This window comes from Segatella maculosa OT 289, assembly GCF_000243015.1.
In the GTDB taxonomy this organism is placed as follows: domain Bacteria; phylum Bacteroidota; class Bacteroidia; order Bacteroidales; family Bacteroidaceae; genus Prevotella; species Prevotella maculosa.
In genome coordinates, this window is record NZ_JH594506.1 from 30,732 (window position 1) to 52,145 (window position 21,414).

A 21,414-nucleotide genomic window follows, 5' to 3' on the forward strand; every position below is an offset into this window, starting at 1 on the left:
GCAGTTTCATTGTTGTTTTAATTAAACGTGATTTATAGAGAAAGCATAGAAATGTTCTTATTTCAGAATGGACGTTGCAGGCGTTCCAACGGCATCGATGCTGCTATGTTGCATAGTGTCGATGGCTGCCGAGTCTCCGAGAGCGACCGAACGGCCCTTATGGGTGGCATTGAGGCCTGAAACGGGGCTTTGTGGTGCCTCATCGTTCATGGAAACCTGTGCTGCATTGCCCAATGTCAACATGATGGCTACCACGGCTGCTGCCTTGAACAGCGGTTTAAGCTTCTGCTGCAACGTGATGATGCGAGCCTTTACAGGCACAGGTTCGTTGATGAGCGACATGATTTTCTCGTTGAAATCATCACCCAGTACCTCTTCTTTCGGCTCGGAAAGCGTATAATCGAACAGCGCCTTATAGCGGAGCAACTCTTCAGGAACGTCTTTTTGGCTGAAGAAAGCCTTGAGAATGTTCTCTTCTTCAAGCGAAGTGCGGCACTCCCAATAGCGTTCAAGCAATTGTGTGATGTATTTATAGTCCATAATTGTCTATTTCTTGAAATCTTTGTTTGACTGTTTGCCGGGCCCGATAGATGTTTATTTTCACCTGTTCTTCGGTGATTTCGAGCACGGCGGCAATGGCTTTATAACTCTTTCCTTCGAAATCGCGGAGCTGCATGCAGCTCCGCTGCTTCTCCGGAAGGCCGTCTACGATTTGTTTCACCACCTTGATTCTATCCCGATGAATGATGTCCTCGTAGGGATTATAGGCGCTGTCCGGTGCGTCTTTCCTGTCGAGTGAGTCGCTGTTGTTGCCCAACTTCTTGATGCTGTCAAGGGCTATGTTGCGGCAAATGGTGAAGCTGAAAGCCTCAATAGACTCGATTTCGTCCCAAGAATCTCGCTTGTTCCAGACTTTTATCAGTGTTTCTTGCACGATGTCTTCGGCTTCTGCGCTGTCAAGCGTGATGCGCAACGCAAGTCGGTAAAGCTGATTCTTCAGCGGGAGTACATCGTTTTTGAAGCTGATATTTTTCATCTGCGCTCTATAGGATTGACGAATGGGAGGTGAATTTGTTACAGAATGGCGTTTGTTTTAACTTTCATTAAGTGTAAATGGGGCGGGAAAAGCACCCTGATTGCGGTCTTAAACCGCGGAGAAATCATTTCCGACGTTGTATGACGGTGCCGTGTTTGCCGTCGATGGCCGTTGCAAGTGTAATGATAACCTTGCTTACGCCGTGGTCTACGGCCGCAAGTGCGTTCTCAAGTTTGGGAATCATGCCGCCCGAAACAGTGCCGTCGGCCACGTAACCGGAGAATTCTTCGCGTGTGATAATGGGAATAAGGCTTGCCTCGTCAGCAGGATTACGGAGCACACCGGGCTTCTCAAAGCAATAAATCAGCGTCACATTGAAGAACCGGGAGAGTGCTTTTGCCACCTCAGAAGCCATGGTATCGGCATTGGTATTGAGGATATTGCCCTGCCCATCGTGGGTCAATGGGGCCATGACCGGGGTGATTCCTTGTTGGAGAAGCAGCTGTAAGGCATAGCCATTGACGTGGTCTACATCGCCGACAAAGCCGAAATCGATACCGTTTTTCAGCGGACGCTTGTGACTTTCAACGGCATTCATGTCGGCTCCCGTCAGGCCCAAGGCATTGATACCACAGGCTTGCAGACGCGCCACGAGGCTTTTGTTGACCAAGCCGCCATAGACCATCGTCACCACTTCGAGCATTTTAGCGTCCGTGATGCGCCGTCCATCGACCATTCGGCTCTCTATTCCGAGTGCGCCGGCAACCTTTGTGGCCCTGCGACCTCCGCCATGTACGAGGATTTTATGGCCCTCGATGACCGCGAAGTCTTTTAACAATCGGGCGAGTTGTGCCTCATCTTCGACCACTGCTCCGCCCACTTTGACGATTGTGAGTGTCTCTTTCATTCCAAATACGTATATCCGTAGAGGCCCGAACGATAGTTATTGAGGAATTCCTTGCCTTCTTCGAGCGAAATCTTTCCCTGTTTGACGCTCTTGGTCACCCATTGTTCGAGCTGGCGCACCAGTTTCTTGGGATTGTACTGCACGTAGTCGAGCACCTCTTCCACGGTCTCTCCGTCGAAAATCTGGTCGATATTGTACTTCCCATCCTTTACGGAAATATGGGCAGCATTGGTATCTCCGAAGAGATTATGCATGTCTCCGAGGATTTCCTGATAGGCGCCTACGAGGAAAACCCCAAGATAATAGGGTTCGTTCTTCTTCAGTGGGTGCAGCGGAAGCGTGTGTCCTACGTGTCCATCGGTGACGAAATTGGCGATTTTTCCATCGCTGTCGCAGGTGATGTCCTGCAAGGTTGCGTTGCGAGTCGGCCGTTCCGTGAGTCGTTGAATGGGCATAATGGGGAACAACTGGTCGATGGCCCAGCTGTCTGGAAGGCTTTGGAAGAGCGAGAAGTTACAGAAGTATTTGTCGGCAAGCAGCTTATCCAAGTTGCGAAGTTCCTCGGGAATGTGCTTCATGTTCTTTGCCAATGTATTGATTTCCCGGCACACACTCCAGTACATAGCTTCGATTTCGGCCCGCGTTTTCAGGTCAACAATGCCGTGAGAGAACAGTTCTAACGCCTCTTCGCGTATCTGTTCGGCATCGTGCCAGTCCTCCAACATCGAGCGAGAGTCAAGATTATCCCATATATCATAAAGGTCTTTGACGAGTTGGTGGTCGCTTTCTTTGGGCTCAAACTCCTCACGCATTTCAGGAAGGCCAGCCGTTTCGAGCACGTCGATGACCAAGACCGAGTGGTGAGCTGCCAGACTTCGGCCGCTTTCCGTGATGATATTGGGATGCGGAATCTGGTTTTTATCGGCAGCATCCACAAAGGTATAGACACAGTCATTCACGTATTCTTGAATGGAATAGTTAACGGAACTCTCGCTACTTGAGGAGCGTGTACCGTCGTAATCGACCCCTAATCCACCGCCACAGTCCACAAAATCCACATCATATCCCATCTTATGGAGGTTCACATAGAACTGTGCTGCCTCGCGAAGTGCCGTCTGTATACGTCGGATTTTCGTAATCTGACTGCCGATGTGGAAGTGAATCAGCCGCAGACAGTCGCGCATTCCCACGGCATCGAGCTTTGCCAAAGCGTCTAAAAGCTCGGCACTGGTGAGGCCGAACTTCGAGGCATCGCCTCCGCTTTCGGCCCATTTGCCCGACCCCGAAGAGGCCAATTTGATGCGAATACCAAGGTTTGGCTTCACATTCAGCTTCTTTGCGGCCTTCGCAATGACGTCTAATTCGTTGAGTTTCTCGACAACGATGAAGATACGTTTGCCCATCTTCTGTGCCAACAAGGCCAGTTCGATGTAGCTTTCGTCCTTATATCCGTTGCAGATAATGAGCGAATCGCTCTGACATTGCACGGCAATCACCGCGTGGAGTTCGGGTTTCGAGCCGGCTTCGAGGCCCAGATTGAACTTGCGTCCGTGGGAGATAATCTCCTCAACAACGGGCTGCATCTGATTTACCTTAATGGGATAGATGATGAAGTTCTCGGCTTTGAAGTCATATTCTTTCTTGGCTTTCTGGAAACAACTGAAGGTTTTCTCGATCCGGTTGTCGAGAATATCCGAAAAACGCAGCAGCACCGGTGCCGTAACATCACGCAAAGCGAGTTCGTCCATCACCTCGCGCAGGTCTACTTGTCCATTGTCTTTGCACGGTGTTACGTAGACATCGCCTTTCTCGTTGATGCCAAAATAAGAGGTGCCCCAGCCGCTGATGTTGTAAAGTTCCTTAGAATCGTCAATCGTCCACTTTTTCATGCGTTGTCAAAAAACGTAAATGTTAGAATTGTTGCTTGTCGTTGCTGTGTTTCAAAGGCTCAGCATGCCTTTTAACCGCTCGACGTAAGTCTTGATTTTCTCGTAGTTGTCCATCAGGTTTACATCGAGTGTGTGCTTGGCTTTGGCGTAGAAAGGTTCGCGAAGTGCCAGCTGTTCGTGGATAAAGGCCTTCACTTCGTCGGGCGTTTTGTCCAAAAGCAGGGGCCTTACCGTGCGCCCCATCTTCAGATGACCATGGAGCACGTCGGGCGTTGCCTTGAGATATACCGTCTCACCCTGCTGGTTCATGTAGTCGATGTTGTCGAAGAAGCACGGCGTTCCTCCCCCGCAACTGATGATGACATGCTCGAATTCGGCCACTTCATGCAGCAGGTTGTGTTCTATTTTTCGGAAACCTTCCTCGCCATGCGCATCAAAAAGCTCTTTGACGGTCTTGTGCATACGACTCTCGATATACCAGTCAAGGTCGTAAAACGGCATACCTGTCTCGCGTGAAAGGGCCTTTCCGAGCGTCGTTTTGCCGGCTCCCATGTAGCCGATGATGATGATTCGCCCCATTATCTCTTTCGTCCGGCCTTCGGTTCGGGCGCATTGTTCACGATGTCCATGCACTCCTTGTAGGTCAGTTCGGCCGCTTTCTCGTGCAGGTTCTTCGGCATACGGTAGTTTTTCCCGTCATATACGATGTAAGGACCATAGCGACCGTTGAGCACTTCGAGCTTCGTGTCTTCGTCAAAGGTCTTGATATGCCGCTTCTGTTCCTGCTCGCGCTTCTCTCCGATCAGCCGAATGGCCGTCTCAAGTGTGATGGTCATGGGGTCTTCTTCCTTCGGAAGCGACACGTATTTCTTGTTGTGCATCACGTAAGGTCCGAAGCGTCCGGCACCAATCACTACGTCGCTGTCCTCGAACTGGCCCACGGTGCGCGGCAACTTGAACAGTTCCAAGGCCTCTTCCAAGGTGATGGTCTCGATGCTCTTGTCACTTGGAAGCTGAGAAAAGCGCGGTTTCTCGTTGTCATCGGCCGAACCGATTTGAACAACAGGCCCGAAGCGTCCGATTTTCACGAACACGGGCTTCCCGGTGCCGGGCTCTTCGCCGAGTTTCCGTTCACCTGCCTTGTGTTCCGAGCGTGCATTCATCACTTTATCCACTGTTGGTTCGAAGCTTTTGTCGAAGTCTTTCATCATCATGCCCCATTCTTCCTTTCCTTCGGCAATGCGGTCGAACTGCTGTTCCACCTTGGCAGTGAAGTTATAGTCCATGATTTCGGGGAAGTTCTGCATCAGGAAGTCATTGACCACGATGCCGATGTCCGTCGGAAGCAGCTTTCCTTTCTCGCTGCCTGCCATTTCCTTGCGTTCCTTGCTCGTGATTTTGTTTCCTTTGAGCGTGTCGACGACATACTTGCGCTCCTCACCTTTCTTGTCACCTTTCTGAACATACTCCCGTTGTTGTATGGTCGAGATGGTCGGAGCATAGGTCGAAGGACGCCCGATGCCGAGTTCTTCGAGCTTATGTACAAGACTTGCCTCCGTATAACGAATGGGACCCATGCTGAAACGCTCGGTCGAAGTGATTTCACGACGCTGAAGCACGTCGCCCGGTTGCATGGCTGGCAGCTTGTAGCCTGTTTCTTCCTGACCGGTTTCATCGTCGTCGGTCGACTCGCGATACACTTTCAGGAAGCCATCAAACGTGATTACCTCTCCCGTGGCAATGAATTTGGTCTCCGTTCCCTCGACGTTTATCGTGACCGTGGTCTTGTCTATCTGCGCATCGGCCATCTGACTGGCGGCCGTTCGCTTCCAAATCAGGTCGTAAAGTCGCTTCTCCTGTGCTGTTCCTTCTATCTCGGTCGCGCTCATATACGTGGGACGGATAGCCTCATGCGCCTCTTGCGCACCTTTTGCATGGGTCTGATAGTTGCGCGGACGGCTGTACTCCTTGCCCCATAGCCTGATGATTTCGTCCTTACTTGTGTTGATAGCCAATGAAGAAAGGTTCACCGAGTCGGTTCGCATATAGGTGATGCGCCCGTTTTCATAGAGCCGTTGCGCCACCATCATCGTCTGGCTGACCGTGAATCCCAGCTTGCGTGCGGCCTCTTGTTGCAGGGTCGACGTGGTGAAAGGAGGGGCCGGCGTGCGCCGCAACGGCTTTTTGGTGATGCCGCCCACGGTGAACTGCGCGTCTTTGCACAGCTCAAGGAACTTAATGGCCTCGTCGTGCGTCTTGAACCGCATGTCCGTTTCGGCCTTCACCTCGCTTTGGCTGCCGTCGCTGTTGGTGATTCCGAACAAAGCGTTCACGCGGTAGTAAGGCTCGCTCTTGAAGGCTTGTATCTCACGCTCGCGTTCCACGATCAGTCTCACGGCCACACTCTGCACGCGTCCTGCGCTCAATGCGGGCTTCACCTTGCGCCATAGAACGGGAGATAGCTTGAAACCCACCAAACGGTCGAGCACACGGCGGGCTTGTTGGGCGTTGACAAGGTTCATATCCAGCCGTCGGGGCGATTGGATAGCGTCGAGAATGGCCGACTTCGTGATTTCATGGAACACGATGCGGTTGGTCTTCGCTTCATCTAAGCCGAGAACTTCGCAAAGGTGCCACGAAATAGCCTCTCCCTCGCGGTCTTCATCGGACGCAAGCCATATCTTCTTGGCTTTCTTGGCATTCGACTTGAGTTCCGCAACCAGTTTCTTCTTCTCGTCAGGAATCTCATAATCAGGCTCCAGCGTCTTGGAATCAATACTCAGTTCCTTCTTTTTCAGGTCGCGAATATGACCGTAAGAGGACATCACTTTATAGTCTTTGCCCAAAAACTTCTCAATGGTTTTGGCCTTGGCAGGGCTCTCTACGATAACTAAATTCTCTTGCATACTCCTTATGAACTTTTATCCAAGGGCGCAAAAATAATGAAAACTTTCACGTCCCACCTTATTATATGCGTTTTTTTCTACTTTTTTAAGAAATTGTTTTTGCCGGATAGGCTTATCACACAAAGGGAATTTCCTACCACGTTTGTGGCATTTTTCATTTTTATTGCATGCCGCAGGCGTTCGTTTGGAATTTATTCCCTATATTTGCACCGCTGTTTCAAAGTTCAGGATAGCGAGACAGTAATTCATCATAACATTATTAACGAATAAATTTTATAGAAAGATGGAAAAGATAACATCGTTGCTGCAGGCCGTTCTCAATGTTTCGGCCTCACTGAAGGGCCTTGGCGTCCATTTGATTCGCGTCGCAATCTTCATTATTTTCATTTGGATCGGCGGTCTGAAGTTCTGGAACTATGAGGCCGAAGGCATCGTTCCGTTCGTAGCCAACAGTCCGTTTATGAGCTTCTTCTATGAGAAAGAGGCACCCGAGTACAAGGATTACAAACTGAAAGAGGGCGAATTCGACAAAGTGAAGCATGAGTGGCACCAAGAGAACAATACGTATGGCTTCTCGCATGGCTTGGGTTTGCTCATCATGTCATTCGGCATCTTGACGCTTTTGGGCATTTGGTTCCCCAAAATAGGCTTTGTCGGGTCGGGACTTGTCATATTGATGACCTTCGGCACACTCTCTTTTCTCGTCACAACGCCCGAGTGTTGGGTGCCTGATTTGGGCAGTGGCGAGCATGGCTTCCCATTATTGACAGGCGCAGGCCGCTTGGTTATCAAAGACACGGCTATCCTTGCAGGCGCAGTGGTTGTGTTGGCCGATTGTGCCCAGCGCATTTTGAAGAAGAAATAACCCCGCGGCGGACGCATGTAGGGACGCACGGTTCGTGCGTCCGCCTTTCTTGAAGCCTGCAAGCACGTAGAAATGGGAATAAAACAGACGCACGAGCCGTGCGTCCCTACATACTTATTGTTGCCATTTGATTTGGAATAGCTTCTTATGCCATAAGGAGCAAGCTGTATGTAGGGACGCACGGTTCGTGCGTCCGCTCAAACGCGCTCATAAAACCAAGTATATTTCATTCCTGTTGCATCAAACGGAGCGGACGCACGAGCCGTGCGTCCCTACATACCGAGGCCCGCAAGCTTGTTCTCCTCTCCTTTGGAGGGGCCGGGGGAGGCTTCCCATGCGGAGAATGTAGGGACGCACGGTTCGTGCGTCCGCTCTCTTTGGAGCCTGTAAACACGTAAAGATATGTAAATTTTCACAAAAAAAGCGCGCAAATACTTGCCGTTTAAGCTGAAAATCCATACTTTTACAGCTAAACCAAACCACAATCATGGAAGAAAAACATTACACTCAACGAAAAACGCCACGTGCCTATTTCCATAATTATGATGCCGGAAACTATTTCATCACTATTTGTACCGCTTTCAAAAAGCATTATTTCGGCGAAATATACCATGATAAAATGACATTGTCACCCATCGGCGAATATTGTAAGATGCAATGGGAACAGCTTACGGCCCATTATCCTTATGCCACGGTCCCATTGTTCGTGGTCATGCCCAATCATGTGCACGCTATCGTGTGCGTGGAAAAGGAGAAAAACAAGGCACGTTATCGGCCGACATTGGGCATTGTGGTGGGCGGAATAAAGCGTGAAGTGAGTATGTTTGCGCGCCATCATGGTTTTGATTTTGGTTGGCAAGCGCGTTATCACGACCATATTATCCGTAATTCAGAGGATTGTAACCGTGTTGCCGAATACATTGAGAACAATGTTGCGCGTTGGCAACAAGATTGTTTCTACGGATAATAGAGACGAACTTGGGCGGACGCACGAGCCGTGCGTCCCTACATTCTCCGCATGGGAAGCCTCCCCCGGCCCCTCCGAAGGAGGGGAGAACGAGCTTGCAGGCCCCCGCATGTAGGGACGCACGGCTCGTGCGTCCGCTCAAATACGGAGCAAGTCGACACATAAACAAGCGGATAAGTAAACAAGTTGTTGGAGGTTTCACACAGCCCGTATGCCCCTACGCCCGTTACATCAGCCATATTGCGCGCTAATCTCAGCCATTTTGCCGTGCAATCTCACCCATTTTAGCGCGCAATATGGCTGAGATTAGTTTGCAATATGGTTGAGAACGGTTTTCCGCAAGCTTGTTCTCCCCTCCTTGGGAGGGGCCGGGGGAGGTTTTCAGTGCGGAGAATGTGGGGACGCTCGACCCATACGTCCGCTCAAACACGCTCATAAAACCAAGTATATTCCATTCTTGTTGCATCAAATGGAGCGGACGCACGGCTCGTGCGTCCCTACATACCGGGGCCCGCAAGCTTGTTCTCCCCTCCTTCGGAGGGGTCGGGGGAGGCTTCCTCCATACAAAAAACAACTCTTGGCCATGGAAATCGCCATGGAATACCCATATTTAGGTATTGCGACATCATGAGGTTTGTCCTATCTTTGCAGCAAATGAAATACTTTTAATCAAATCGGTTTGCAGCTTTATTCAGAGAGAGATATGACAAAAAGGGACGGACTGCTTCGGAAGATATTACGAATCGTGACGGTGGCCTTCTTTTTTTGCCCCTTGATTCATGCCCAAACAACAAACGGGCTTCGTGGTGTTGTGACCGACACGAAGGGCAATCCGGTGGAAACGGCATCTATCGTGCTGAACAATTCGCTGATTGCCATGTCCGATGCGCAGGGAAATTTCAACTTCACGAATGTCAAAACGGGCGAGTATGAATACCGTGTTTCGTGCTTGGGCTTTGAGGAAATGCGCGGAAAGACAACCGTCAAGGCTGACGGAACTGACCGACTCGTCGTTCGATTGAAGCCATTGACGCTCACATTGAGAGAGGTTACGGTCACCGCAAATCAGCAGGCAATGGGCTCGAAGTCGGTCATTGGGCAGGATGCCATACGCCATATCCAGCCCAAGAGCGTTGCCGATATGTTGCAATTGCTGCCCGGTGCGCTCACCGTGAACCCCACTTTGAACAACTTGGCACAGGCCAATATCCGTGAAATAAACGAAAACGCGGCCAATGCCTTGGGCACTGCCGTTATTCTCGACGGCATACCGGTGAGCAACGATGCCAACCTTCAGGTCTTGTCTACCTCGAAAAGCGGGGAAAAGTTGAGCAAGGGGGAAGACGGAATGAACAAGCAGAACACTGCCGGACGCGGTTCAGACCTGCGAACCATGGGAGCCGACAACATTGAGTCGGTGGAGGTGATACGCGGAATTCCCAGTGTGGAATACGGAAACCTTACATCTGGCGTGGTCATCATCAAGACCAAGGCAGGCTATAGTCCGTTAGAAGTGAAGCTGAAAGCCGATCCTTTTTCCAAATTGGCCTACGTTGGCAAGGGTTTCAAGCTAACACAAGGTGGTACGCTCAATGTGGGTGTAGACTGGTCGCAGTCTTATTCCGACATCAGACTGCGGTATCAAGGTTACGATCGCATTACGGCTTCGACCGCTTATTCCAATATTTTCAACAAAAACTCGGCCCATCCGATTACGTTCAACGTGAATGCTTCGTTCTACAGCAACGTCAACAGCTATCGCAAAGACCCGCAGTTGCAGCAGTTGGACCTGAACTATAAGAACGAAAATACGGGCGGCAGACTGGCTGTTCGGGGCAGTGTGCGGTTGAACGGCTTCTTTCCTGTCCTGACGTATGACCTTTCCGGACAGCTTGCCCGCATGCTTGATACCCATCACGACCTGATAGAAAATCCCGATGGTGTGGTCACCAACAGCACAACCAACGGCGAAGCGCCGGCCCGTTTCCTCACAAAAGCCTATTACAGTGACTACCGTATAGAGGGCATTCCTTATAACCTCTATGCGCAAGTCAAGACCAATAAATACATACAGCTTGGCAATCGCGACTTCACCAACGTGAAACTCGGCCTTGAATACCGCCTCGATGGCAACGAAGGGCGCGGACTCACCTTCGATATCAACAATCCGCCGCAGGCCGGTGGAGCCCAAACACTGCGCCCGAGGTCCTATCGTGACATTCCCGCCTTGCAGTCGTTGTCGGCTTTTGTGGAGGATAATGCGACCTTGCATATCGGTGTGAGCACGCTACAATTTGCTGCCGGCCTGCGCATCAGTAACCTTTTTCTCAACGAAAGCAAGGCCCATCGGCCGGCTATCTTCGTGGCCGAACCGCGCATGAACATGGAATATACGTTCCTTACTAAGCAGAATAACGGGCTTTTTGACAAGCTCGCCGTGAGCGGAGGCTTTGGTATTTCCAACAAGATGCCCACATTGCTCTACCTTTATCCCAACAAAGCTTACTTCGATAGCAACAGTCTGAGCTACATGGGTGGCTCGGATCCCGGTTCATCATTGGCCATTATGACCACCAAGGTGATTGCCGACACGCAGAACCCCGACCTACGTCCGACGCGAAGCACCAAATGGGAGCTGGGAATGAACGCGCGCATCGGAAAGATGAAAGGCTATGTGACGTTCTTCCGCGAGCGTCATCGCCATGAATATGGCTTCAACGGCCAGCTGGAATGGCTCAACTATAACATCTATAACGTGCCCGTAGGAGCCTCAAAGCTAAGCTATACTGATGGTACGGTGCACTATGAGTACGGTGGAACGACCCACACGGCCACCATTACGCCCGGCAATGAAATGGTGACATGGGGAAGACCGGCCAACAACAGTCGCTCGGACAAGTGGGGAATAGAGTATTCTTGGGACTTCGGAACCTTTGCGCCGCTGCGCACTTCACTCAATTTGGACGGTGCATGGTTCCATATCGAGCGCAAAGAAGAGTGCACCAAGCTCAATTTCATCAACAAGACGTTCGATTATGTCTCGGTGTTGCCGGCCGGAAAAGGCTTGGTGGAAGACCGTGTGAACACGAACTTCCGCTTCATTACCCATATCCCCGAAGTCAAAATGATATTCACAACCACGCTGCAAGTGGTGTGGTACGAGCGATCCTACCTTGTTTATGAAGACAATCACGGCAACCCTCGCTATCATCTTTCGTCGGATGGCACGCATTACGTGGTGTCGCCGTTGGGTTTCTACGACCGACAAGGGCAGTGGACCGACTGGCAACGGGCCTTTGAAGACGACAATCGCTATCGTTTGTTGGCCGACCGATACCTGCTTTATGGCTTCCGTGCCGACACCGTCAAGCCGTGGGTGATGTTCAATTTCCGCTTCACCAAGGAGTTAGGCAGCCTTGCCGAGCTCTCGTTCATGGCCAATAACTTTCTGAACATACGCAAATATCATATCAATTCCAACACGCAAGGCAAGAGTCAACTACACCCCGACACCTATTTCGGGGCTGAAATCAAACTCAAGTTCTAAAACAATGCACGCGTAATGATTGAATCAGCAACATAACAAACCAAACACAAATAAAATGAAAACAACAAGTAAACTCCTGGCAGCCCTCCTTTTGGGAAGCGCAGCCCTGTTCTCATCGTGCAGCAGCGACGATAAAGAAACCGTAAAGAACTATCCGATGACCGTGAAGTTCATGATGAACGACGGTATGTCGTGGAGCAACCTCTCCGACATGAAGCTCATCGTGACCAACGACAAGGGCCTTCGCGACACCATCGACGTGAAAGCCGACACCACCATCACCTTCGTTCAGGGGCAATATAACTTCATCGTGACCGGAAAAGTGAAGGATGAGGCCGCTGCCTACGCGCAGGGTGCTGCCAATGCCAGCCTGTTCGGGGCCGCTACGGTGAACATTTCGCTCAACAAAATCGTGCGTTCACCGCTCGTGTTCAAGTCCATCTTCACTACTGGTGGGAAGCTGTATTACATGAAAGACAGCTATTTTGAAATCGTAAATAATAGCGATGAGGTGCAATATCTCGACGGATTGATTCTCTCTGCCCCGTTCGGTCAACAGAAAGGAAAGAACGCTTGGCAGGCCAATGGCTATGAAGATCTCTACGCAAGTGGGCAAGGTCAGGTGCTGGCTTTCCCCGGATCGGGCCATGATTATCCCTTGAAGCCGGGCCAAAGCATTGTGATTGCGAATGATGCCACCGATCATAAGCCTCTTGCCAAGTCCGAAAACTGCCCCGATTTGTCGAAAGCCGATTGGGAGGTCTATCTTTCTTATGCAAATGGAGAGGTCGATTACCCGGCAGAGAATCTGAACGTCATCTTCAAGAACAATCCTTATATGAAGGCTTTCGGGCTGGGTGTCATGGGCCGCGCTTATCTCTTGGCACGCCTTCCTAAGGGAATGACACCTGAAGCTTATGCCGCAGACAAGAAGAACGTGATGACCGAACCGGGTAATCCGGGCGCAAAGATGGAGTATCTGATGATACCGAGCAAATATGTGCTTGATGCCGTTGATATTTGGAATGAAGAAAGCACCGAACATTATGGCACTTTCCTGCCGAAAGACGATGCACAAGGCGTGCTGGCCAGTAAGGCTTGGGAGGGAAAATGCGTGCGCCGCAAGGTCACGAAGATTGTAAACGGCCGCCCATATTACCAAGACACGAACAACTCGGCCAATGATTTCTTGAACAATCAGCCCCTTACACCGGGCGTTACGCCGACGGCTGTAGACAAATAACAATGTGTCTGAACCGGCACATCCCCCTCTCACGTCGCTGAGACCCGGGTCTCACGTGCGTGAGATCCCCCTCTCAGCGCAATGAGATCCCCCTCTGAATGAAACGAGAGGGGGATGTTTCAACTTCTCAATCACTGACGCATCATGAGAAAACCCGTATGCTTTGCCTTATTCTGCGCGATGACGTGTGCCGCCCATGCCCAACCTTCAGGCGGAACATCGCTTGCCGACCGCCCCGATGCCAAGGAAATCAACTTCCTTGACAATCCTTTTGCGGGGACATCGAACCCGGCTGCGCTGTCGTTCAACACCATTCATACGCTCACCCGCGCCACGGTGAACACCCAATTCTTGCGCGGTGGCTTCCATGCCATAGATGAATCTCGGCGCGACAACGCCCTCTCGGTGGATATCTTCGGGTTGAAGCGTATCGGCAGGTTGAGCCTTTCGGGCAACATCGCCTACCTGAATGCGAAGGGCTATGACCACCGTTGGAACAACACTGCGCTGCTCTCCGACCGCAATCCGTTCGTCTTGGCCGACTCTGTGGCAAGCGATGTGAACCGCGAACAGTTTGGCATGCATGCTGCAGCAGCCCTTCGGTTGTCGGAAAAGCTTGTGGCTGCGTTGAAATTTCGGTTCACGACGGTTGCGCTTTCCGACCAAACAGACCCCCGACCGAAGACCAATGCCATGCATTTTGAGGTCGTTCCGGGCGTTATCCGACAGCTGAACGGGCACAACCGCATAGGGGTTGCCGGGCACATCGACGTCTATCGGTCGGACATCTCACACACCGTGATGAACAATTTGGTGAACAATGTGTATTTCCTGATGCGGGGAATGGGAGATTATGTGCAGTTTACCTCGGGCGGTAATGCAAATTATACGCGGAATTATTGCGGAACTCGCCTTGCCGGTTCGCTGCAATGGCACTACATAAAAGGTGACGCTTTCGGCAATATGCTCGAAGTGCGCATGGCTGAGAACCGTGAAATGGCCGAAGATGGAGGTGCGTCCTATACCTATAAAGGCGGTGATTACGACGTCGCACAGCTCGATTTCTACGATCGGTTGACGTTCCGCACGGGCACAAGCCTTTGGCATCAGTTCATTTTGCGTGCCGCCTTGGCTGCCGATAATGGCTTCTGGTATGATCAGGTGAAGCGGGTTGACACGGAACATGCCAACAGAACCTACTATGAAGTGCTGAACAAATCGAAGGTGCACCGCTCCGTTTATACGCAGGCCGGCCTGGAATATCGGTTAGATGAGCGCAAGGGAACAGACTGTTCCGCGTGGACAGCCATTTTTAAAAGCGGAGTTTCCACGCAGGAAACCACGCATTACGAGGCCGAAAGCTATAAACAGAAGTACAGTATGCTGCATGCGGAGGCCGATTTCACAAAGCGATGGAAATGGAACAACAGTAGGATTGCGGCCACGTTGGGCGTATGTTATGCCGCAAGATTGGGCAATTCCACCTATAACTCGGTGCGCGACAAACTCGTGGACAGCTATTCCAAGCCCATGTTTGAATATGCCACGGCCTCACAGACCGGTATTAAGGCACGCCTTTCTATGGATATTCCCGTCAGCATGTATGGCACACCGACGTGGGTCACGCTGTATGCGCAAACTCTGAACACGTTTTATACGGGTAACAACCGCTATTCCGCGTGGTATAAGAATACGTCGCGCAGCGTGATAGATGCCGGTGTGAGCCTCACGCTGTAGGTTGGCAAACGATAGCATGAGCAATGAAATCTTTAATGAACAATATGAAAACAAGAAACAAGATGAAAAAGCGTTTAATCGGCCTGCTGCTCGCGTGGCTCTCGGCTGCGGGAATGATGCAGGCAGCCCCGGCAAAGCATGGGTTTGCCATCGTTGTAGACCCCAAGAGCCATGCCGAGGCCAAGACAGAGATAAATGAATATGCGCATGCCATAGAGACCTTGCAGGGCCTGAAGGTGCATATCGTCATCGACAAGTGGGGCGTTCCCGACTCTATCCGAAAGGAACTGTACCGCCTCTACCGCCAAAAAGACGGTATTATCGGTGCCGTGCTCATGGGAGACATACCGGTTGCCATGATACGTGACGCGCAACACCTCACGAGTGCCTTTAAGATGGACCAGCAACATGACCGGAAAGAGTCGTCTGTTCCATCGGATAGATACTACGATGACTTTGACCTTCGGTTCGAATATATCGGAAAAGACGATGACAATCCCTATTTCTATTACTCACTTTCTGCCTCGTCTGCACAGGTAGTTCAGCCCGAACTGTTCACCGGTCGCATTCGTCCTACGGCCAAGGGTGCGCTCCGTTACGAGCAGTTGCGCCGTTATCTGCGCAAGGCTACAGCCGAGAAGCAACGCCACAACAGGTTCGACCAAATGATGTATTTCAGCGGACACGGCTATATCTCGGCTTCCATGGAGGCCCGCATGGATGAGAAATTGGGCTGGTATGAACATTTTCCATGGCTGAAGACACAAAAAGATGGCATCAGCTACATTGATCACAGCCAACAAGACAACGTGAAGTTCCTCTTGATGAACGAACTCCAGCGGCCGGAACTCGACTTTGCGATGCTCCATCACCACGGCGCTCCCGACACGCAATACTTGAATGGTGCACCACAGATAGCCTCTTCGGAGGAGGCCAAGGCCGTGATAAGGGAATATTGTCGCAACTATCTGCGCACACGTGTGCAGAAAGGACAGGACAAGGACAGTGTGACGCAGGTGCTATGCAAGCGTTTTGACATTCCGGCCACGTGGCTTTCAGATGCTTTCGAGCCGGCAGTCGTTCGCAAGGACTCGCTTTCTGCGGTCAACAAAGACCTTGTGCTTGCAGATTTCTCCACCTATTCGTATGCTCCCGACTGCCGTGTTGTGGTGTTGGATGCCTGTTTCAACGGTTCGTTTCATCTTGATGACTGCATCGCCGATGAGTATATCTTCGGACAAGGTCACACGATTGCCTGCATTGCCAACACCGTAAACGTTCTTCAGGACAAGTGGGCCGACCGCTATGTGGGCCTGCTCGGTCTCGGAATGTATGTGGGCAACGTGGCCCGTTTCAGCGGTTATCTGGAGTCACATTGCATCGGCGACCCCACGTTTGCCTTCACTCCGGCCGTGAAAATGGAAGAGGTGAACGACCTGTTGGCCTCGAACGACCCTGTGAGGTGGCAGAAATATATCGGCGAAAACACCCTGTCCGACCTTCGCTCGATGGCCATGGAGAAGCTATGGCAGCAAGGCAAGCTCTCTTCGGCACAGCTGTTGCGCATCTTCCGCACGTCAAAATCGGCCTTGGTGCGCTTGCAGGCCTTGGTGTTATTGGCCGAAGCACGCGATGACAACTTCATCGAAGCGATGAAACTTGGCGTCGATGACAGCTATGAACTCGTGCAACGCTTTGCCATCAACTACATCGGGAAGAGCGGAGATGAACGCCTTGTGCCGGCCTTGATAGGCAAATCAATCTCAAACAACACCTCGGAACGTTGCAATTTCAGCCTGATGAACGCCATGACCATGTTCCGGAAAGAACCACTGCTGGCTGAATTTGCCCGCCAATTCGATCGACCCGAGGTGCGTTATGTGCAGAAAAGCCAAGTGAGAAAGGACATAGAAAAGGCGATAAACAACAATGCCGGTAAATGGACGGAGTATATGGAGAACATCATTGGCAGCGATACTCCGATCAAACGTCGCCTGATGAGCATCCGAACCTCACGCAACTATTGTCCGCCCTACTATGTTCCTCAACTGTTGGAATACCTTGAGAAGTGCGACAATCCCGATATTCAAGTAGCCCTCTTCGAGACTTTGGGCTGGCGACGCTACTCCTATATGGCTCCTCGCATTGCAGCTTTTGCCAAGGCTTGCAGTGAAGACAGCCGCTATGCAGAGCCGGTTCGCAAAGAAGCCTTGAAGACCTACAACCGTTTGAAATGAGAGGCACGCTGCTCTTTCTACTGCTGTGGGCATTGAATATGGGGGCGGCCGCGCCCTCGTTTGCCCCGCTTCCCTTGGCTGTAGACAACTCCAAGGCAGCCGCTTTCCCGCCCATCATCGACCAGAAAGGGGGCTCCTGCGCGCAAGCCTCAGGCATTGGCTACATGTTCACCTACGAGGTCAACCGCCTGTTGAGGCGCAATGCTGCCGCAAGTGAGGCCAACACGTTTGCCTATCTCTTTACATGGAACTTCGTCAACGGCGGAGAAGATGCCGGAGGCTTCGTTGATGAAGGGCTGACCATCGCCAAGAACTACGGTGTGATGACGAATGCCGACTACGGATATGCCTCGGCCACGCAGTTCAAATGGGCTTCGGGCTTCGACAAATACCTGCGTGCCATGCGCTATCGCGTGCGCCAAATCCGCTCGTTGCCTTGTACCACCGATGCCGAGATAGAAGCGATAAAGCGTTATCTCTATGACAAAGGCGACGGAATTGGCTCGGGAGGCGTGCTCACCTTCTCTACCCGAAGCATCGGATGGCTCATCGACAACAACTATCAAGGGCCGAGCATGACGGGATATCACAGCCTGCTCAAGTCGCTTGCCACGACCGGGGCACACGCCATGACCATTGTTGGCTATGACGACCGCGTGGAATACACCGACGCCGACGGCACATTGCATCATGGGGCGTTCATTGTTGTGAACTCATGGGGCACATTCTGGGGCGACAATGGCCGCTTCTACCTGCTTTACCGCTTCTTTACGCACCGCTCATCGGCCTCAGAACAGGTGTTAGGCAGCACGATGTTGGGGTGCGAGGCTTGTATCCATGCCCCTTCCCTCGTGTATAAAGTGCGGCTGAACTACACTTCGCGCAACGATCTTTCGCTGACCTACGGGGCCTCTGACAATCCTTTTTCCACCTCTATGCTGCAACGTTACAACAGTGTCATCTTCGATAATCAGGGCGGAGACTACAGCATGCAGGGCAGTTATACGTCGGATAAGGGCGGAAACATGGAACTTGCACTCGATGTTTCGGGCTTGCTTCCTTCGCCTGCGCACCGGTTTGGCAAGTGTTTTCTGAACGTTATCCGTTCGCAACAAGGTCGGAAATACGGGGAAGGAACGCTTGAATATCTTTCTGTTTTCGACTATCGCGATGCCGACGCCCCGAAAGAGTATGTCTGCCGCAACGTTTCGGGCACGCCGTTGGCACTCGGAAGCAATCTGTTCGGCGTGCAGTTGCGCCATGCCGGGCACTTCTCGGCCAACCGCCACAGTGCTGTTACGCCACAAGGCACGCTCGACACGCGCACATTCCTGCTGCGCACAGCCGCCGGACACTATGCCAAGCTGTGCTTTACGGGCTCGCCCGACCGTCCACGACTCACTTATACCCTTTTGAAATGATGGAAAAAAGGTTCTTTTTCATGCTTCTCGTAGCAACGCTCTTGCTCGCTTCGTGTGGTGAAGACCATGATGTGTCGCCTGCAGACTCGCCGGTGGGCAAGCAAGGGGAGCTGGCGCTGCCGGTCGATGATGCCCATTGGACTTATTATTCCTTGGAACAAGGGAAGATTGTGGGCACGAGCCTGTTCGGCGATGGCAACGAAGATGCCCGTTGGAAACAGCGCACCGACTGGGATATTGCCGTGTGTGGCGACCTGTTGAGGACCAACAGCGGCAGTTCGGGCGTGGGCGAAGGGGGCCTGCAAGTCCTCGATCGTGCGTTTCCTTCGGTTGAAGAGGCACCCCGAAGCGGATATACGGTCGATGATTTTCAATGAAACGGACTTCCAAAACACTGTTTTTTCGACCGTTTTTTTGTCTGATTTTTTGTTCAAATGTTGCGTAAATTAATGTTAAACAACCAGCGTTTTACATTTATTTACAAATGGAAAGGTTGATAATCAGCCGGTTATGCTCCCTAAGAGAAATGATCAAGAGAAAAGAAAGACGAAGAAAAAGAAGTAGAAAGCGTCGCCGTCGTCGCCGTTTCTCCTCAAGTTGATTTTTAATTTCGTCGCCGCCGTCGTTTCCGCTTTTGTGCTTAAAAAACAGTGCGGGCTGTATGGGTCATAAAAAAAATCTGCGAAAGTCTTGCAATCGCTTGCAGAATTTTGTATCTTTGCATGCAGACGAAACCGAAAAACATGCCCCTTGTGTCGCATGCAACGTTGGTTGGGAGAGGCAACACAGCGCAAGCGAACCAATATGACTGAGACAGCATGGCAAAATGACTGATATTACCATGCAAAAAGACTGAAATTACCGCGCAATATGGCTAAGATTGAATTGCAGAATGGCTGCGATAGGCATGTAGGGACGCACGGTCCGTGCGTCCGCTCAAGGAGATTGAAATACAAATGCACGATTATTAGGGCGGACGCACGAGCCGTGCGTCCCTACATGCCTCTTGCCTGCAAATCATTTTTTAATAGAACTAATCATAAAGTTCAATGTTCAATGTTCAAAACTCAAAGTTAAAAACCTCAAAGTTCAAAGTTCAAAATTCAATGTTCAAAGTCAAGGTCCGTACATGCGTTCGAATCGCTCGCCCCATCAGCCATTTACGCATCAGTTCGGCCATGAGGCACTGCCCGTGCACATTGAAAATAGCAGGCAATTGGAGTTATTTTTAGAGGAACTTTTCCCGAACTTCGGGTAAATATCGTATATTTGCAGGCAAAAGAGGAGTAGAAACAATGAGACAAATCATCAACCATTTCACCGACGACGACCTTTATAAGTTCTCCATGTGCTGTGCCGTCATCGACAATTATCCCCGTGCACAGGTGCGTTATCAGTTTGTCGACCGCAACGACACGGTCTATCCCGATGGCTTTGCCGACGAACTGCGCCGCCAAATCGAGGCCTTGGAGGGCGTGGTCATCACAGATGAGGAGATAGGCTTCATGAAACGGCGCTGTACGTTCATGCCCCATTGGTTCTTTCAATACCTCCGTGGCTATCGGTTTTCGCGCGAATGGGTGAAAGTATGGCAGGAAGAAGGTCGCTTGCACGTGGAGTTCGAGGGCAGTTGGTCAGACACGATCCTCTTGGAAGTAAAGGTGTTGGCCATGATTTCCGAGCTTTTCTACATGATGACAGGCCAAACGGAGCTGTTGAATTATGAGCGGTTGTATCAGAAAACACGTGAAAAGGCCGACCGATTGTTGGCTGCCGGCTGCGTATTTTCAGACTTCGGAACACGTCGCCGTGCCTCTTTCGAGGCCGAAGATACGGCTGTCAGAGCCTTGAAAGACAGTGCGTTGAGCCACGATTGGGCAGGGAAATTCGTCGGAACCAGTAATGTTTACATCGCCATGTTACACGATTTGCAGCCCGTGGGCACTATGGCACATGAGTTCATCTGCGCCATCGGTGGCATGTTCGGACCGCAAATGGCCAACCATCTGGCCATGAACGCATGGCGAAATACGTTCCGTGGTGCCCTTGGGACCTATCTTTACGATTCCTTCGGCTGGGATATCTTCGCGCTGAACTTCTCGGAAGACTTCGCAAACCTGTTCAAAGGACTGCGCATAGACTCGGGAAACGACTACGAACAGTTGCAGAAAATCGTTGCAAAATACCGTTCGTTCGGCATTGATTCCCGGTCGAAACAGGTGGTGTTCTCCAATGCTTTGGACACCGACCGCGCTATCGAAATCCAGCAATATGCCCGTAATCTCTGCTTGCCTTCATTCGGTATCGGCACCCATTTCACCAATGATTTCGAGGGAATTGAGCCGATGAACATCGTCATCAAGCTCGTCGGGGCGAAGATAACCGAGCGTTGGCCCTACTATAACGACACGTGTAAGCTGTCGGAAGACCCCGGAAAGCACACCGGGAAGCCCGAAGTTATCAAGCGATTCAAGGAGGCTTTGCATATATAGGGAGCCTCCCCCGACTCTCCTAACACCCACCCCGGCCCTCCCAAAGGGAGGGAGAGCGAACTTGTAAGGGGAGAACCAGTATCTATGAGAATGCTATTAGCTCGCTCTCCCCTCCTTTGGAGGGGTCGGGGGAGGTTTTCTCTGCTCGCGCTCCCTCCCTTTGGGAG

15 protein-coding genes are annotated in these 21,414 nt (G+C 51.3%); 9 read left to right on the forward strand and 6 right to left on the reverse strand.

Translation table 11 applies throughout. The features are described from left to right. Positions 1-57: 57 nt before the first annotated feature. From HMPREF9944_RS08930 to topA, 6 genes are all read right to left on the reverse strand, one after another. Complete coding sequence (locus HMPREF9944_RS08930; RefSeq protein ID WP_008565871.1) at positions 58-540, reverse strand: hypothetical protein; 483 nt, start codon at positions 538-540, stop codon at positions 58-60. Continuing rightward, positions 530-1,036 (reverse strand): RNA polymerase sigma factor, encoded by a 507-nt coding sequence (locus tag HMPREF9944_RS08935; protein WP_008565873.1) that lies wholly within the window; start codon positions 1,034-1,036, stop codon positions 530-532. The genes HMPREF9944_RS08930 and HMPREF9944_RS08935 overlap by 11 nt, the downstream gene beginning before the upstream one ends. A gap of 124 nt (positions 1,037-1,160) precedes the next feature. Then, positions 1,161-1,943 carry an acetylglutamate kinase gene (gene argB, locus HMPREF9944_RS08940; RefSeq protein WP_008565874.1) on the reverse strand — a complete coding sequence of 261 codons (783 nt, stop codon included), beginning with the start codon at positions 1,941-1,943 and terminating at the stop codon, positions 1,161-1,163. Beyond that, positions 1,940-3,832, reverse strand: a complete 1,893-nt coding sequence (gene speA / locus HMPREF9944_RS08945; protein ID WP_008565875.1) for a biosynthetic arginine decarboxylase — start codon at positions 3,830-3,832, stop codon at positions 1,940-1,942. The genes argB and speA overlap by 4 nt, the downstream gene beginning before the upstream one ends. A gap of 51 nt (positions 3,833-3,883) precedes the next feature. Next, complete coding sequence (locus tag HMPREF9944_RS08950) at positions 3,884-4,411, reverse strand: shikimate kinase (RefSeq protein WP_008565876.1); 528 nt, start codon at positions 4,409-4,411, stop codon at positions 3,884-3,886. Next, positions 4,411-6,738, reverse strand: coding sequence for a type I DNA topoisomerase (gene topA / locus HMPREF9944_RS08955; protein ID WP_008565877.1), 2,328 nt, complete (start codon positions 6,736-6,738; stop codon positions 4,411-4,413). Before topA ends, HMPREF9944_RS08950 begins: the two co-directional genes overlap by 1 nt. Before the next feature lie 283 nt (positions 6,739-7,021). On the opposite strand from topA, the gene HMPREF9944_RS08960 reads away from it, so the two are divergent. The 9 genes from HMPREF9944_RS08960 (at position 7,022) to pncB (ending at position 21,247) form a co-directional block, all read left to right on the forward strand. Continuing rightward, complete coding sequence (locus HMPREF9944_RS08960; RefSeq protein ID WP_008565879.1) at positions 7,022-7,603, forward strand: DUF417 family protein; 582 nt, start codon at positions 7,022-7,024, stop codon at positions 7,601-7,603. Between the two features lie 487 nt (positions 7,604-8,090). Continuing rightward, positions 8,091-8,570, forward strand: coding sequence for a transposase (locus tag HMPREF9944_RS08970; RefSeq protein ID WP_008565880.1), 480 nt, complete (start codon positions 8,091-8,093; stop codon positions 8,568-8,570). Positions 8,571-9,273: 703 nt separating this feature from the next. Beyond that, positions 9,274-12,117, forward strand: a complete 2,844-nt coding sequence (locus HMPREF9944_RS08980; protein WP_081475824.1) for a TonB-dependent receptor — start codon at positions 9,274-9,276, stop codon at positions 12,115-12,117. A gap of 55 nt (positions 12,118-12,172) precedes the next feature. Continuing rightward, entirely contained in the window at positions 12,173-13,360 is a 1,188-nt protein-coding gene (locus tag HMPREF9944_RS08985; protein WP_008565882.1) for a DUF4876 domain-containing protein, read from the forward strand. Positions 13,361-13,504: 144 nt separating this feature from the next. Then, the gene (locus tag HMPREF9944_RS08990; RefSeq protein WP_008565883.1) at positions 13,505-15,097 is read left to right on the forward strand and encodes a DUF6850 family outer membrane beta-barrel protein; all 1,593 of its coding nucleotides are present in this window, start codon (positions 13,505-13,507) and stop codon (positions 15,095-15,097) included. 62 nt (positions 15,098-15,159) lie between these two features. Beyond that, positions 15,160-17,334, forward strand: coding sequence for a HEAT repeat domain-containing protein (locus HMPREF9944_RS08995; protein WP_008565884.1), 2,175 nt, complete (start codon positions 15,160-15,162; stop codon positions 17,332-17,334). Then, the gene (locus tag HMPREF9944_RS09000; RefSeq protein ID WP_008565886.1) at positions 17,331-18,755 is read left to right on the forward strand and encodes a C1 family peptidase; all 1,425 of its coding nucleotides are present in this window, start codon (positions 17,331-17,333) and stop codon (positions 18,753-18,755) included. The genes HMPREF9944_RS08995 and HMPREF9944_RS09000 overlap by 4 nt, the downstream gene beginning before the upstream one ends. Continuing rightward, positions 18,752-19,132: an HmuY family protein gene (locus HMPREF9944_RS09005; protein ID WP_044113581.1), complete on the forward strand. Its 381-nt coding sequence runs from the start codon at positions 18,752-18,754 to the stop codon at positions 19,130-19,132. Before HMPREF9944_RS09000 ends, HMPREF9944_RS09005 begins: the two co-directional genes overlap by 4 nt. 918 nt (positions 19,133-20,050) lie before the next feature. Then, the gene (pncB, locus tag HMPREF9944_RS09015; protein ID WP_008565889.1) at positions 20,051-21,247 is read left to right on the forward strand and encodes a nicotinate phosphoribosyltransferase; all 1,197 of its coding nucleotides are present in this window, start codon (positions 20,051-20,053) and stop codon (positions 21,245-21,247) included. Positions 21,248-21,414 lie beyond the last annotated feature (167 nt).